This is a genomic window from Pseudomonas sp. R15(2017) (genome assembly GCF_002112685.1).
GTDB lineage: Bacteria > Pseudomonadota > Gammaproteobacteria > Pseudomonadales > Pseudomonadaceae > Aquipseudomonas > Aquipseudomonas glycinae.
In genome coordinates this window covers 1-15,825 of record NZ_NEII01000025.1, presented here as the reverse complement: position 1 = coordinate 15,825, position 15,825 = coordinate 1, and the positions used below count along the sequence as shown (strand labels likewise).

11 protein-coding genes are annotated in these 15,825 nt (G+C 60.7%); 5 read left to right on the top strand and 6 right to left on the bottom strand.

Annotated elements, in window-relative coordinates; genetic code table 11:
- Positions 1-385: 385 nt before the first annotated feature.
- From CAF77_RS28645 to CAF77_RS28630, 3 genes are all read right to left on the bottom strand, one after another.
- The gene (locus CAF77_RS28645; RefSeq protein WP_064383234.1) at positions 386-4,336 is read right to left on the bottom strand and encodes a hypothetical protein; all 3,951 of its coding nucleotides are present in this window, start codon (positions 4,334-4,336) and stop codon (positions 386-388) included.
- A 240-nt stretch (positions 4,337-4,576) separates the two neighbouring features.
- Positions 4,577-4,972 (bottom strand): YbaN family protein, encoded by a 396-nt coding sequence (locus CAF77_RS28635; RefSeq protein ID WP_064383238.1) that lies wholly within the window; start codon positions 4,970-4,972, stop codon positions 4,577-4,579.
- A gap of 10 nt (positions 4,973-4,982) precedes the next feature.
- Positions 4,983-5,570, bottom strand: a complete 588-nt coding sequence (locus CAF77_RS28630; protein ID WP_007958400.1) for a YecA family protein — start codon at positions 5,568-5,570, stop codon at positions 4,983-4,985.
- A gap of 277 nt (positions 5,571-5,847) precedes the next feature.
- On the opposite strand from CAF77_RS28630, the gene recQ reads away from it, so the two are divergent.
- The 3 genes from recQ to CAF77_RS28615 all read left to right on the top strand — a co-directional run bounded on the left by recQ (position 5,848) and on the right by CAF77_RS28615 (position 10,455).
- Positions 5,848-7,977, top strand: coding sequence for a DNA helicase RecQ (recQ, locus tag CAF77_RS28625; RefSeq protein WP_064383240.1), 2,130 nt, complete (start codon positions 5,848-5,850; stop codon positions 7,975-7,977).
- A 134-nt stretch (positions 7,978-8,111) separates the two neighbouring features.
- Positions 8,112-8,546 carry a MarR family transcriptional regulator gene (locus CAF77_RS28620; RefSeq protein WP_039765478.1) on the top strand — a complete coding sequence of 145 codons (435 nt, stop codon included), beginning with the start codon at positions 8,112-8,114 and terminating at the stop codon, positions 8,544-8,546.
- Between the two features lie 127 nt (positions 8,547-8,673).
- Positions 8,674-10,455, top strand: a complete 1,782-nt coding sequence (locus tag CAF77_RS28615; protein ID WP_064383243.1) for a FimV/HubP family polar landmark protein — start codon at positions 8,674-8,676, stop codon at positions 10,453-10,455.
- Positions 10,456-10,461: 6 nt separating this feature from the next.
- Here CAF77_RS28615 and CAF77_RS28610 read toward each other — a convergent pair whose 3' ends face one another.
- A complete protein-coding gene (locus tag CAF77_RS28610) occupies positions 10,462-12,651 on the bottom strand; it encodes a patatin-like phospholipase family protein (protein WP_064383245.1) in 2,190 nt (729 codons plus the stop codon).
- Between the two features lie 71 nt (positions 12,652-12,722).
- Between CAF77_RS28610 and CAF77_RS28605 the strand changes: the two genes are divergently transcribed.
- Positions 12,723-13,010, top strand: coding sequence for a SelT/SelW/SelH family protein (locus CAF77_RS28605; protein ID WP_011332993.1), 288 nt, complete (start codon positions 12,723-12,725; stop codon positions 13,008-13,010).
- On the opposite strand, the gene CAF77_RS28600 is transcribed toward CAF77_RS28605, so the two are convergent.
- On the bottom strand, positions 13,004-13,897 hold the full coding sequence (locus CAF77_RS28600; RefSeq protein WP_064383247.1) for a DMT family transporter: 894 nt from the start codon (positions 13,895-13,897) through the stop codon (positions 13,004-13,006). The genes CAF77_RS28605 and CAF77_RS28600 overlap by 7 nt on opposite strands.
- Before the next feature lie 72 nt (positions 13,898-13,969).
- Complete coding sequence (locus CAF77_RS28595; protein WP_064383249.1) at positions 13,970-14,734, bottom strand: AraC family transcriptional regulator; 765 nt, start codon at positions 14,732-14,734, stop codon at positions 13,970-13,972.
- A 133-nt stretch (positions 14,735-14,867) separates the two neighbouring features.
- Between CAF77_RS28595 and CAF77_RS28590 the strand changes: the two genes are divergently transcribed.
- Complete coding sequence (locus tag CAF77_RS28590) at positions 14,868-15,683, top strand: UDP-2,3-diacylglucosamine diphosphatase (RefSeq protein WP_007958385.1); 816 nt, start codon at positions 14,868-14,870, stop codon at positions 15,681-15,683.
- The last annotated feature ends 142 nt before the right edge of the window (positions 15,684-15,825 follow it).

The following is a 15,825-nucleotide window of genomic DNA, read 5'->3' as shown; positions in this document are numbered from 1 at the left end:
GACCGGGATCTGCACTTTCATGCCCAGAGTAGGGAAGTTGAGCAGTGCGGCGGCGCGGTTGATGGCCCATTCTCCGTTCGGCAGCTGCTTGGCGCCGGGGATGTCTGGGTCGAGCAGGGCGAGCGTGCCGAGTGCGCCAATGGCTTTTTTCGGTTGGACGAGCATGGCGAGAACTCCTGCCGAAGGGTGTGGGCGGTGGAGTGATTGAGCGATCAAACGGATGATTTGGCTACTGTCAGATCTGACAGGTGAGTCGTTGTTTCTGATCAACGGTCGTTCATGGACAAGTATGCAAACCGAAATCCCTCCGGTATGAAACCGGAGGGTGCAATGTGACGAGAAATGTTTCGTGTGCTTGTCAGCAGACTACGGAACAGGGCCAGTTCTATCGAAGCGCCACAATGAGTGAGTAATCAAATGGAATTCTTATCGCCCATTGCTCTCCGTTGACCAGATTCTTGCAGGTTCTGGCCTTTGCCCATGGCCACCAGAAGTTGCTGGGGTCAGTTGACCAGTAGTGGTGATTGCCCATGGGCCATCGTCCTCCATAGGCTGCGTGTATTTCATAAAGCTCAGCGAGGCTGGGAAGCCGTGCACCGTTGGCGGCGGCATGTGAGTTCGCTGTGGACCAGACTCCGGAACCCAGTCCGATGCAGTGGATGACTCCAGTCACCGTCACGTTGTAACTCTTGGATTGGTTGGCTGCATCTCTGGCTGTGATAGTGGCTGTTCCCCGGCCACGCACGGTGACAAGCCCTGAGGAACTGTCAACTACCGCTACACCCTGATTGCTGGAGGTATAGGTGTAACCTGGGCGGCCACCGGAGGCTTGATGTTGCACCGAGTTACCCGAATTGAACGCAGGAAGAACATTGGGGTAGCCCGGAAGGATGTAGGTCTTGCCACCCAACGTGACCGGACTGGTATTGAAGTTCAACGGCGCTAACGGATTCTCCCTGGTAAAACTGCGCGACCCGCTCTGTTGATTGTTGGCAACCGACCTCGCGTAAACCGTGTTCGAGCCCAGGTGAATGCCGATGGTCAGTGACCAGACACCGCTCCCGTTGACGGGTACGATTTGCCCCCCCACGTTGTTGAGAAAAATCTGCACGCTGTACAACGGCGTTGCCGCCCCGATCACGGTTACCGAAGTGTCTGTTGTTTTGCCACCATTACCCAGTTCCCCGCCTGAATGCCGGACCGAAGTGAGGGTGGTGGTGAGGTGGGCCCTGACAGTAAACAAGTGAATGGGTGACTCAAGCTGGCTGCCGTAAAGCGCTCTGGCCTTGAGCGAGTAGGTCTTCTGGCCAAGACTCGATAACGTGGTGCTGCCATTGCCGTTGCCGTCCAGATCAATCGGCTGTCCGATGGGCGACGCGCCGTCGTAGAGCTGAACCTTTTGGCCCGGATCGGCATTGACACTCACCGTCACCTGGTTGTCGTAGGTTGTACCGTTGTTGCCTACTGCTCCCTTGCTGTCCCTGACGCCGGTGATACCGGGCAACCTGGCCTCTTTGATGGTGAAGGATCTCGGGTCACTGATTTTATCGTCGGCCTCATATTGAGCGATAACAACGACGCGGTGCAGGCCTGAGATCAAGTCCACGGTGATTGTCCACGTGCTGTTGGCATCGACGGTTGGCATACCCTTTGACACCCCATCGATTTGAACATCGACTTTCTCGGCCCGAGTGGCTGTCCCTTCGATCGTCAAACGCTTGTCGTAGGTCTGACCCGCTTCAGGAATGACCGTACCCAATGCCGTTTTCACGGTGGTGATGACAGGCGTGACGTACTCGTAGTGCTGGCGGATCACCAGCGGCAGTTTCGGGAAAACGATAGCGGCATCTTCATCCGTGCTGTTATCGAAAATGACCTTGCAAACCACGGTGGCGTTGGAGCCATGAAGCAGTTTCAGCAATTCTGTCTTGAGCAGGGTTTCATTCAACCCTTGCGTGAGCTGCGTTGAGTTCACTTCATGCGCAGTGAGCAGATCGATTCGATAGCCGCCCGTGCTGGCCTGCCCTTCGATGTACAGCCAGACCAACTGCTTGAGGGCAATGAAAGGCCATGCCTTGACCAGAACCTTCGCGTTCCCGACGAGCTCCATTACCAGCAGTTCGCCTGCCTTTGCTTCTGGAACCTCGGGCCGCGGCAGTTCCGTTTCAGGATTCTGGAAGTTGAGAACCTTCAGCGGGAGGATTTCCGATGGGGTCCACAAGCCATAGCGTTGGACGTCGTAACTGACCGCTACCTCGCGGTCGATGTTGGCCCCGACAAAGGAGGGCGGCAGGTGAAACCTTACGGTACCGGTGGCCTCGGCAGGTTTCTCCAGGTCTTCCGAAGTCCCGGCGCCTGGCGTGCCCCGCCATTTCAATCCGAGTTTGTCGAGCAGGGCGTCCATGGACGCGTAGCTGCAATCGATGTCCACCCCATTGATGGCGTGCATCGGGTTCAGCGTGCCATCGGGGGCCTGGACGACCGCAGGCGGCAGTAATCTGCCCAGAGGAATGCCGATCAGCACCTCAAGAGGCGCTGAATAGCTGTACTTCCCGGTAGCTCCATGCAGTAACGTATAGATCACAGTCACGTAGTAGCCGATGTTGGCCGAGACGTATTGCTTGTCTACCCGGAATCGTACCGGTTGCCCAACTGTCGCCAACGTGATCGGCACGCTGCCGAATGTACTGCCGTAAAGGTTGATCCCGATCCAGTGGTAGGTGAGCGTATCGCCCTTGACCCAGTTCACTGGCAAGACCCGCACGTGAACCAGCTTGTCAGTTTTCGAGGGATCAAGAATGTCATCCGGTGCTTCTTCAACCTTGGGGGCCGGAAGCGTTGCCTGCCATGACCCCACGTTGACCCGCAGAAACTCGGACTCACTGGTGCCGTATTGGCTGGTAGCGTCGTTGAACACCCGGTACTGAAGTTTGAGACTGCCGTTTTCCAAGGCTTTGACGTGCTCACCCATGACGTAAATCGTCACTTCGCCTGCCTTCTGCTCTTCGCCCGATACGGTGTGTTCTTCTTCATGCAGGTAATCATCACCGTTGGATTTTTTACCCAGCCAGATCACCGTCAGGAAATCGCCATTTTTGATGGCGGGATATTTGATTACCACCGATGCCGCTTGTATGTGGGCGGGCAAAATGTTCCCGACCACTTCGCTGATGGCAGGTGCCGGCAGTAATGATGGATTGCCGATCACGGTGGCAAACGTACGCCTGGAAAAAAGTGTCGGGCTGCCATCCTGCTTGCGCAATGCATAGGAGGCGTCGAGGGTGCCTTGGGCGAAGAGTTGCACGAACTCGTAGGCAACCGGGATTTCATGAATATAAGGCGGGTTACGGACAATGACTTCAACGGTAAACGTTTGAGGTGGCCTGCCGGGAATCGGAGTGCCGATCACTGTGATCAGGAGGGTGTCTCCGGCCGTGAAGACGTCGTTGGGTTTGATCAGTATTTGCAGGGTGACAGGGTTGGCGTCCAGGTCGGCAAGAATGATTTTCCCGTCATCCGCTTCCTTGATGATGAGCGGATCGAGGCGTGATACCCCGGCATCAACTTGCACGGAAGTGGATTTTGACCACTTCACACTCCAGTTATAAACGACATCGCAGATGTTGTAGTGGATGATCAATGCAGCGCTGTCACCGGCCGTCAGGATATCTTCGGGCCGGGCAAGGACGATGATCTCTACGGTGCCATCCACTTCTTCCTGCGTCAAAATATGCGGCGGAAGAAATACGCTGCCCCACATCACGAGGATGATGTCGCCCACGGCGATGTTTGGATAACGCGTGATGATCAGGGGCACCCCACTATCAAGCCATGGTTTGGTGACGCCGTTATCGATGACGTCTTGCGGTAGCCCGACGATAGGCAGCTCCGAGTGCCAGGGTTCGAAGGGACGCTTGTCATCACCGGCCGGGTCGTGGATTTCCAGCAGCAGTGTCAATTTGGCCGATGGGTCGTCGGGTACGGTTTCGCCTGCCCGGGTCAAAACGTAGTGGCAGGTGAAGAGGCCAGGTACAAGCTCGTCCTTGGGTACAAAAAAGAACCATCGCTGATTGAGGTGCTCATCCTTGACCTTGAGTTCGCCGACCTTTTTGTCATTCAGGAAGACTTCCAGCAGGTCATTAATCGCCATGTTCGGGTAAGGGTCGATAACGGCAAACAGCCCATTATCGAACGCTTCATACGCCGTTCTGTTGATCCCTCCATCAGCACCCGGCACAGGAATGACCATGTCGGCGAAGTAGGGTGGGAACAATCCCGACAACGGGGCGAGCAGTTGATTACGATTGGGGAACAAGGACCGGCGGAAAGTGAACATGATCAACTCCATCCGAAGGAGATACGCCATTGGCGTCAAGGGGTTATGGCTTTGGACGCGAAGGCCGGCGAACAGGGGATTTCAGGGCAGGAAAGAGCACTGGGACATTCGAGCCGCAGTTCAGGGCTGGACTGATTTAAGGCGTGAAGCGAGGGGATTGGCTACTGTCAGAAATAACAGGTCGAAGGGTATTTCCGATGAGCGGTTTGTGGCTTTGACAAGCCTGAGGGCAGGGTGAGATCAGGGCTTGCGCAAGGTTTTCTGTCTGAGGATATAAACCGTCACCAACACCGCACTGGTCAGCATGAACCCCCGCGCCCATGGCAGCGGCACCAAATAGCACGAGAACAGAATGCTCGCCCACATCAGCCCGATCGCGTAGACCTTGCCCTTGAGCGGTATGCCGTTGCCATCGAGGTAGTCGCGGATCCATGGCCCGAGCCGGGGATGCTCGACCAGCCATTGGTAGAAACGCGGGGAACTGCGGGCGAAGCAGGCGGCTGCCAGCAGCAGGAAGGGAGTCGTGGGGAGAACAGGCAGGAAAATCCCGATCACCCCCAATGCCACGCTCAGCCAGCCGATGGCCAGCAGGATGTAGCGCAACATCAGGGGGCGGTTGCCTATGGGGTTGTCCATAGGCCGGATCTTAGTGGTGACGAGGCTTGAGGATCGCCGGTTTTTCGTCGGGCGCCTGGCACAGCAGGTACAGCGCGGTCAGGGCCTCCGGGATCTGCACGATCATGTCGTCCATCAGGTTGGCGTCCTTGGCGATGTCTTCGAACTCGGGCTGTTCGTCGAACAGGCCCGAACCGACCATGATCGGCAGGAGCATTTCGCTGACTTCTTCTTCGGCGGTTTCGAACCAGGCCGCTTCGCGCAGGAATACGCCTTCCATGAAGCCGATGCACCAGCCACGCAGTTCGGAATCGTCCGGGTCGTCGCCCAGGTCCAGCTCGCAGGGCAGCTCGAATTCTTCATCCGACGCCAGTTGGCGGGCGATGTGGGCCTTGAGGCCGATCAGCGTGGCTTCGATCTCTTCACGCTGGGCTTCGCTGCTGTAATGCGGCTCTTCGGCGAACAGGGCGTCGATCCACTCACGATCCGGCACCACATCGGCGCAGATCGACAGCGCGGTCAGGTAACCGTGAGCGGCCACGTAGTCCAGCGCCTCTTCATGCAGCTCGTCGGCGTCGAGGAAGACTTGCAGGCGGGTTAGTTGCTCGGCGAAGGACATTAAAGGGCTACCTTGGGGGAATAAACAATGCGGGAATTCTAGGCCTTCTTGAGCCCTCAAGCCAGCCGCACGGCAGATTTGCCCGCACAAGCTTCTTATCGGCGGTGCCCTCTGCCGCAGAGGGGTCGGGTATACTGCCGCGCTTTGCGATCCCTGCCGGTGTCGCGGCTGATTGTGTGCGGCGCGATGCAATGCGCGCTTACGTTTTGTTTAAAGCAGCCTCGGCTGTCTTGAACCAGCCTGTGCAGGGATGTTTCGGTGGATTTTTGGAGTTTTTATGCTCGAACAGGCTCAACGCGTCCTCAAGGACATCTTCGGCTACGACAGTTTCCGTGGCCGGCAGGGTGCAATCATTGAGCGCGTGGCCAGTGGCGGCGATGCCCTTGTCCTGATGCCGACCGGCGGCGGCAAGTCCCTGTGCTTCCAGGTGCCGGCGCTGCTGCGCGACGGCCTGGCGGTGGTGGTTTCGCCGCTGATCGCTTTGATGGACGATCAGGTCGCCACCCTCGAAGAGCTGGGTGTGGCCGCCGCCGCGTTGAACTCCACCCTGAGCGCCGAACAACAGCGCGACCTCGCCAACCGGATCAAGCGCGGCGAAGTGAAGATGCTGTATCTGGCGCCGGAGCGGCTGGTTCAGCCGCGCATGCTGTCGTTCCTGCAAGGCCTGAACATCGCCCTGTTCGCCATCGACGAAGCGCACTGCGTGTCGCAATGGGGCCATGACTTCCGGCCGGAATACCTGCAACTGGGGCAGTTGGCGGAAATGTTCCCCGACGTGCCGCGCATCGCCCTGACCGCCACCGCCGACAAACGCACCCGCGAAGAAATCGTCACCCGCCTGCATTTGCAGAACGCCGAGCGTTTCCTGTCGAGCTTCGACCGGCCGAACATCTTCTACCGCATCGTGCCCAAGGAGCAGCCGCGCAAGCAATTGCTGGCGTTCCTCGCCGAACGGCGCAGCGACGCCGGCATCGTCTACTGCCTGTCGCGCAAGAAGGTGGAAGAGGTGGCCGCGTTTCTCACCGAACAGGGCTTCCCGGCGCTGCCTTACCACGCCGGTCTGCCCAACGATCTGCGTGCCTATCACCAGAAGCGCTTCCTCAATGAGGAAGGGCTGATCATGGTCGCCACCGTGGCGTTCGGCATGGGCATCGACAAACCCAACGTGCGCTTCGTCGCTCACCTCGATCTGCCGAAATCCCTGGAAGCCTATTACCAGGAAACCGGACGCGGCGGCCGTGACGGTCTGCCGGCGGACGCGTGGATGGCCTACGGCCTGCAAGACGTGGTGATGCTCAAGCAGATGCTGCAGAACTCCGAGGGCGACGAGCGCCACAAGCGGCTGGAGCAGCACAAGCTCGACGCCATGCTCTCGCTCTGCGAAGAAACCCGCTGCCGTCGTCAGGCGCTGCTGGCGTACTTCGACGAAGACATGCCCGAGCCGTGCGGCCACTGCGACAACTGCACCGACGGCGTGCAGACCTGGGACGCCACCGAGCCTGCGCGTCAGGCGCTGTCGGCGATCTATCGCACCGGCCAGCGTTACGGCGTCGGCCATCTGGTGGACGTGCTGCTGGGCAAGGACAACGAAAAGGTTCGCAGCTTCGGCCATCAGCACCTGTCGGTGTTCGGCGTCGGCAAGGCGCTGAGCGAGAGCGAATGGCGCTCGCTGTTCCGTCAACTGGTTGCTCGCGGCCTGGCCGATGTCGATCACGAAGGCTACGGCGGGCTGCGCCTGAGCGACACTTGCCGGCCGCTGCTCAAAGGCGAAGTAAGCCTGGAGCTGCGCCGCGACCTCAAGCCGCAAGTCATCGCCAAGAGCGGCAGCAAGAGCCAGGCCAGTCAACTGGTGCGTGGCGAAGAACGCGAACAGTGGGAAGCCTTGCGCGCCCTGCGGCGCAAACTGGCGGAAGAACACGGTGTGCCGCCATACGTCATCTTCCCCGACTCGACCCTGCTGGAAATGCTCCGCAGCCAGCCGACCTCGCTGGCGGACATGGCCCGGGTCAGCGGCGTCGGTGCGCGCAAGCTGGAGCGTTACGGCGAGGCCTTCCTCGAAGTGCTCGGCGGCGAGGCCGAGGCGCCGAAAGTGGTGGCCGACGTGCGCCACGAACTGATCACCCTGGCTCGCGCCGGCATGACGCCGTTGCAGATCTCCGGTCAGTTGCAGTGCTCGGAAAAGAACGTCTACACCATGCTCGCCGAAGCCATCGGCAAGCAGCAGCTGTCGCTGGAACAGGCGCTGGATTTGCCGGAAGACCTGATGGGCGAAGTCCAGGATGCGTTCCTTGACGGCGAAGGCGAGTTGCCGTCGGTCGCAGAAGTGGCCGAGCTGTTTGCCGGTCGCGTACCGGAAGGAGTGCTGTATTGCGTGCGGGCTGCGCTGCAATCGGAGTTTGAAATGTGAGAGGGCGTTTGTGCCAACCGCTATACCGATGTAACGATTCAGTACAGGACGCCCCTTGCCTATAGCCAAATGTCATGCTTAGCTGACTAATAATTAGTTTTTCTCTATTTCTTCAGTCTAATCATGAGTGTTTTATGCCGTTAACCGATCAACACCGCTTTGGCATGCAATTGGCCCAGATGTCCCGTGGCTGGCGTGCCGAACTGGATCGCCGGCTGGCCGGTCTGGGGCTGTCCCAGGCGCGCTGGCTGGTACTGCTGCATCTGGCGCGCTTCGAAGAAGCGCCGACGCAACGGGAGCTGGCGCAAAGCGTCGGCGTCGAAGGGCCGACCCTGGCCCGTCTGCTCGACAGCCTGGAAAGCCAGGGGCTGGTGCAACGCCAGTCTGTAATGGAAGACCGCCGGGCGAAAAAAATCGTGCTGTGTGCACCGGCCCTGCCGCTGATCGAACAGATCGAAACCATCGCCACCCAACTGCGCAAGGAATTGTTCGAAGGCGTCGACGAGGCGGATCTGAAGGTCTGCATGCGGGTTCACGGTCACATTCTGGCCAACCTGGAAAAGTCTTGAGGCATAACCGCGTGCCGTTTTTTTGAGGGATCGCGCTGGGCAGACTATAAGAACTACTGGGCAATATCGTGTTCGTACCGGATGTGCGAACGCATAGAAGTCGGTTTTGCTTATTCAAGGGATGCTCATGCTCGGAAGTCGGCACGTGGTACTGCGTTGCGCCAACTCGCTGCTGGTGGCCGGTGTTCTCACCTGGTCCACCGCGTCATTGGCGCTGGGGCTCGGTGACATCACCGTGCATTCAGCCCTCAATCAGCCGCTCAAGGCTGACATCGCCCTGGTGGATGTCGGGGGCGTCAGCGAAAGCGAACTGGCGGTCCGTCTGGCCTCGGCGGACGAGTTTGGCCGCGCCGGCGTCGAGCGCGTGTTCTTTCTCAACAACCTCAAGTTCACCCCGATCCTGCGTGGCAATCGCAACATGATCCGGGTGACTTCGACCAAACCGGTCAACGAACCCTTTCTGAATTTCCTGGTGCAGCTCGATCAGCCCAATGGCCATCTGCTGCGCGAATACACCGTGCTGATCGACCCGCCGGGCTCACCGGGAATAGTCCCCGCCACCGACGAGCCAACGGCGCGTGCGCAATCGTCGGAATTCCCGACCCCCGAGGCTCCTTCCGCAACCACGCCGGCCAAACCTGCTGCGCCTGTGCAGCCACCGGCTCCGGTCGCCGACGCGCAGGCTGAACAACTGGCGGCGAGCCTTGTGCAGAACCAGCAACTGCAAAAAACCATCGATGAGTTGAACGTGAAGCTTCAGGCCCAGGAAGTGCTGATCGCTGACGGCAAGAAACAGCTCGGCGATTTACAGGCCCGCCTGATTGAAGTGCAACAGGCGCGGCCGGCACCTGTCGCCCCCGTGGCACCTGCGCCTGCGCCGGTCATTGCCCCGGTCGAGTCTCAGGAGGATTCACTCAACTGGCCGCTGCTTGGCGGACTGCTGCTGGTACTGGGATTGCTGGTGGCAGGGCTTTATGTGCGCCGGCAACGCCAGCAGGCGCAAGGGACTGCTGCGCCGTTGCCGTTCCTGCCGGTACGAAACGAACCCCCGGTCGATGACGCCGAACCGATGCAGCCGACTGCCGTTCACAGTGCTGTCGAACATCGCGAAGAACACGCCAACGGCGATGTGCTGGAAGCGGTCGGCATCTATCTGGCCTACGGACGCTTGGGGGAGGCCGCCGGCCTGTTGCACGATGCGTTGCAGAGGGAGCCGGAACGTATCGACCTCGGCGTGCAATTGCTTGAAGTGCTGGGGCGCCAGGGCGACACGCCGGCCTATGACGAGCAGGAAAGTCGATTGCGCCAGCTCGGGGTCGAGGATCAGCGCTTGCAGGAGATTCGCGCCCGCTACCCGAAACTGGCCAGCGCCGTACCTTTGGGGGCGGCGGCCCCGGTGATTGCCGCGCTGCCGATCGAACCTGCGACGCCTGTGGAGCCGGTGGCCGAAGACAATTTCGAGCTGAACCTGGATCAGCTCTCGATGGCCTCCAGTTGGGATCTTGAGGAAACTCGCCCGCCCGCTGCCACACCTGAACAGGCTCCATCGGCGCTGGGTTCCGATCTGCAGGTATTGCCACAGGATTTCGAATTGCCGGAAACCCTGCCCGACGATGCTGAAACCGCCGAACTGGAATGGATCGCCGAGCCGGAAGCGCAGCCGCTGGACGAGGACTTTCTCAACGAATTTGGCGATCCCGGCACGTCGCTCTCGCTGGAGCCACTGGAGCTGCAGGCGCCGGAAGCCGAACCCTCGGACGCCGCCAACGCCGGCAAACTCGAACAGGCCCAGACCTGTATCGATGACGGCGATATCGACAGCGCCATTGCCTTGCTCAACGAACTGCTCAAGGAAGCCGACGAACCCCTCAGGCAAACAGCGCGCACGCTGTTGGCGGGGATTCGCTGAGCGCTGTCAGAAGGTCTGCCCGAGGTTCAGGTACACCGCCTGTTCATCCGCATCGTTCAGGCCATAGCTGAAGTTCAGCGGCCCAAGCGGCGTATCGAAGCCGATGAACACGCTGGCGGCGTTGATGTAGCCGCTGTCGAACTCGTTGTCGTTGTTCCAGGCCCGGCCACGTTCCAGCGAGGCGCCGGCGTACAACGGGAAGTCCAGCGGCAGGTAGGCGCGTGGTGTGAGGCGGCGGTAATACACCGCCCGCATCAGACTGACGTTCTGCCCGGAGATGGCGTCCTCGCGGAAACCGGATAATTGCCGGGCGCCGCCAAGCAGGAAACTGGAGGTCACCACATTGGCATCATCCAGTGTGCGGCCGTAACGACCGCCGAGAATCAGCGTGTCAGGTCCACTGCTCATGGCCTTGTCCAGTTTGAACTCCCACTGCCGGTAGCGCGTGTCGGAACCCAGGCTCGGTTCGAACTGAACCAGGGTCAGGCCGATGTCTTCGCCCTCGTGGGGGAAGTAGACGTTGTCCAGCGAGTCGAAGGAATACTTCAACGCGTAGAACCCTTCGTTGAAACTTTCGCTCGGCAGATCCTGGTCGCCGATCCGCACATCCGCCTTGCCCCAAGCCTCGCCGACCCCGAAGCGCACTTCACCGCTGTTGCCGATCTGCCGACCAACATTGAGGCCGAAGCCGTAGCGCTCGACGCGATACTGGGCAATCGGATCGTTGTCCAGCACCGAGTCGACGTTCTGTGCGGCAAACGACGCATAAGGCGCCAAAAAGTAGCGAGAGCCCACGTCCAGCGGCTGATAGAACTCGCTGTACAACTCTTGTTTATCGCCGATCTGCGCCCGGGTCAGCCATTCCGCGCCGAGCCGGTTGATGCCGTTCACGCGGTAACTGGCACCGAGGTTGAAGGCGCTGTCGCCGCGCATGTCATCCGACAGGTTGAGGCCGACTCGCAGGTAATCCGTACCGGTGCGTTTACCCCGCGCGCTGATCACCAGCGTGTGATCCGATCCCTTGTGCACCACGCGGTATTGCACCTGCTCGAAGTAATCGAGGCCGTACAGGGTGCCCATGTCGGTTTGCAGGCGACCCAGGTCCAGCGGTTCACCGATGTGCTGGCGGATGTAATAGCGGATCACGTCATCGCCGACTTTCGAGTCGTTCTCGACCTTGATCGCGGTGATGATCGGTGTGCGCTGGCCTGGCGCGCGGGCGGCGTTGAGCTCGGCGTCCTGCGATTGCGCGGGTTTGAGGCGGGCGAGGCGCACGTCCAGAGCCTGGGTCGCGCGGTAGCCGGCGTCGATCATCTCCTGGCCGCGACCGAAGTCGGTGGCGCCGAAACTCGCCAGCGGCGGCTGGATCAGCACGTCATCGGGATGCAGGGTCGCCAGTTGCTCTTCGGAGTTGCGACGAGTCATCAGGGTGATCGACTGGTTCAGCACATCGACCACGGTCACCAGTTGCTTGCGGTTGCGCAGCGGGGTGCCGATGTCGACCACGATGGCCACGTCGACGCCCATTTCACGGGCTACGTCGAGAGGGATGTTGTCGGTCATGCCGCCATCCACCAGCAATCGGCCGTCGAGTTCGACCGGGGCGAACACCGCCGGGATCGACATGCTGGCGCGGATCACCTGCGGCAGGTGGCCCTTGCGGAACACCACTTTTTCGCCGTTGGCGATATCGGTGGTCACGGCGCGGAACGGGATCGGCAGCTTGTCGAAGTCCCGGGTGTCGCTGGTGTGGGCCAGCAGGCTTTCCAGCAGCAGCGCGAGGTTCTGGCCCTGAATCACGCCCAATGGCAGGCCAAGGCTGCCGTCATCGCGAAAGCTCAGCTTCTGTTTCACCAGAAAGTCGCGGTCGTCCTGCTTGCGCCGGAACGGCACGTCTTCACGGGGCGGGGCGTCGGACAGCGCCTGCTGCCAGTCGATGGTCAGGGCGAGCTTTTCCAGCTCGTCGATCTTGTAGCCCGAGGCATACAGCCCGCCGACCACCGCGCCCATGCTGGTGCCGGCAATCGCATCGATCTTGATGCCTTGCTCTTCCAGAGCCTTGAGCACACCGATGTGCGCCAGTCCACGGGCCGCGCCGCCGGACAGCACCAGGCCGACTTTCGGGCGTGTGGCCTCACTGGCATGAACGAACAGCGGTAGGAAACCAAGCAACAGGCAGATCAGCAGACGACGCATCGTGAGTCTCGGGGCGAGCGGTAAAGCCGGCTATTATAGCGGCGCCCTCTGGCTCAGGAGTTTCAGCGATCATGACCGTCACAAAACCGGAAATCGTCATCACTTATTGCACGCAATGCCAGTGGCTGTTGCGCGCCGCGTGGCTGGCGCAAGAGCTGCTCAGCACCTTCGGCGACGATCTTGGCAAAGTGTCACTGGTGCCGGGAACCGGCGGGATATTCCACATCACCTGCAACGATGTGCAGATCTGGGAACGCAAGGCCGACGGCGGTTTCCCGGAGGCCAAGGTGCTCAAGCAGCGGGTGCGCGACCAGATTGACCCTGACCGCGACCTCGGCCACAACGACCGTACTCAGTGAGAGGCGGCTTCGGCCGCGACGGTTTTCTTGTCGCTGCTGCCTGACATCCGGCTCGACACCACGATGGCAACGATGATCAGCGCGCCGCCGATCAGCATGCGCAGGGTCGGATCTTCATCGAACAGCAGCCACGCCACGGTAATCCCGTACACCGGCTCCATGGCGAACACCACTGCGGCGGTGCGCGCCTTGATCACCGCCAGGCTGGCGACGAACAGACTGTGGGCAACACCGGTGCAGAACACCCCGAGCAAACCGATCCACAACCAGTCGATGGCACGCACCTCGCTCAGCTGCGGCGCCGCCACCGGCAGCAGACACAACGCCACCACCACGTTCTGACACAGCGCCGCCTGCACCGCCGGGATGCGCCCGGAGCTGGCGCGGTTGGTCAGGGACAACAGGGAAAACAGCAGGCCGGACAGGATCGCCCAGAGCAGGCCGGTGGTCGCGCCGCTGGCCAGATCGAAGGCGGGGGTCACCAGCACCAGTCCGACACTGACCAGCGCCACGAGGACGATTTCATTGATGCGGATGCGTTCGCGGAAGATCAGCCCTTCGAGGATCACCGTGAAGGCCGGGAAACTGGCGAAACCCAGGGTCGCAATCGCGACGCCCGCGACCTTGACCGCAATGAAGAAACTCACCCAGTGCCCGGCCAGCAGCACGCCGCTCAGGGCCAGTCGTCGCCAGTCGACGGCCTGCAATCTCTGCCAGCCGCCCTGCTGGGCAAAACGGGCGAAAAACGCCAGGGCCAGCACGGCAAACGCGGCGCGTCCGAACACGATGACGGCGGGCGTTGCGGCCGCGAGTTTGCCGAAAACGCCGGTCAGGCCGAACATCAGTGCGCCGATATGCAGGGCGCCGAGGGCGGTACGGGGAGTCATTGCAGTCCTTTTTCCAAACACCATTACAGGCACACATTGAAGCGTGTCTCGACGCAAAAGTCTGTCGGCAGGCTATCGACTTTTGTCGTCAGCCTCGCGTCGCAATTGTGTAGGAGAGGTACCGAATTCACGCAGGACGGCGGCCGAGAACGCACTTTGCGAGTTGTAGCCGACACGGCTGGCCACTTCGCCGATGGGCAGCGTGGTGTTGCGCAACAGCGTGACGGCTTTGTGCAGCCGGCGGCTGCGAATATAGTCCATCGGTGTCTGCCCGCATTCGGTGACGAACCGCGCATGCAACCGGGCGCTGGACAATCCGGCGACGCGCGCCAGATCCGCCACTTGCAGCGGATAGGCCGCGTACTGCTCGATGTGCGCATCGAGTGCCGCGTAGGGCAGGCGGCGCGCGACGATCTCGGCGGGCGGCGCATGGTTCAGGCTCGCCAACAGCAGCACCGCGCCCTGTTGCGCAATCAACGGGTCATCCACCGGACTGTTCGCCAGCCAATTGACCAGTTGACCTTGACCGGCATCCAGAGACAAACGGGCGGCGTTGTCCAGTAGACGACGGCTGGCATCGGCGTGATTGCCCAGCGAGCGTGCCAGCCATTGTTCGTCGGGCACATCCAGCACCAGACAGCGGCTGCCCTTGGGACTGCCGCACGCGTGATGCGCGCCGGCGGGAATCACCACGAAGCTCTGCTGCAAAACCTGACTGCCATGCCCTTCGACTTCGAAATCCAGCGCGCCCGATAGGCCGAACACCAGTTGCGCGTGGTCGTGGCTGTGGGCGATCAGGTCATGGCTGTAATGGCGCAGGGTCAGGATCGGGTGCATGGTGGTCTCCGGGCGAGCCGCCAGTCTACACCGGCGCAGGGGGCGACGCCTTTGTCACACGACTGACGCACAGCTGTCATGGTCGATTAACCGGGCGCGCGCAGAGTGGCGAAAACATCGCAGAGGGTTGCCCATGACCAGCGCCGAGCTCGCCAGACCCAGCCGTAAACAAAGGGTTCGCACCTTGTGGATTTCCGACGTGCACTTGGGCACGCGGGATTGCCAGGCCGAGCATCTGTCGCAATTTCTCAAGGGCTATCACGCCGACAAGATCTACCTGGTCGGCGACATCATCGACGGCTGGAAACTGCGCGGTGGCATGTACTGGCCGCAGGCGCACACCAACGTGATCCGCCGTTTGCTGACCATGAGCAAGCGCGGCACCGAGGTGATCTATGTCACCGGCAACCACGACGAATTCCTGCGCCGCTATTCGAAACTGATTCTGGGCAATATCCAGCTGGTCGACGAGGCGGTACACGTCACCGCCGATGGCCGGCATCTGCTGGTGATTCACGGCGACCAGTTCGACGTGATCACCCGTTACCACCGCTGGCTGGCGTTCCTCGGAGATTCGGCCTACGAGTTCACCCTGACCCTCAACCGCTGGCTCAATCACTGGCGGGCGAAATACGGCTACGGCTACTGGTCGCTGTCGGCCTATCTCAAGCACAAGGTGAAGACTGCGGTCAGTTTCATCAGCGATTTCGAAGAAGCCATCGCCCACGAATGCGTGAAGCGCGAGTTGCACGGGGTGGTCTGCGGGCACATTCACCACGCCGAGATCCGTAAGGTCGGCGAGGTGGATTACCTCAACTGTGGCGATTGGGTCGAGTCATGCACGGCGCTGATCGAACACTGGGACGGCACGATCGAGCTGTATCGCCTGGCGGATGCGCAGGCGCGGGAAGCGGAATTGAAAGCGGCGAAGGTTGCCGAGCTGGCTTAGAAAAGATGTGTGTCGGTTTTGCTGGCCTCATCGCGGGCAAGCCCGCTTGTATGTTTAGACTTGAAGGGGTGGGCGGGACTAAAAGCTCGATTCCGACTCTAGCCAGTACGGACCGTGGGAGACTTCTCGTCCCGCCCTTTCT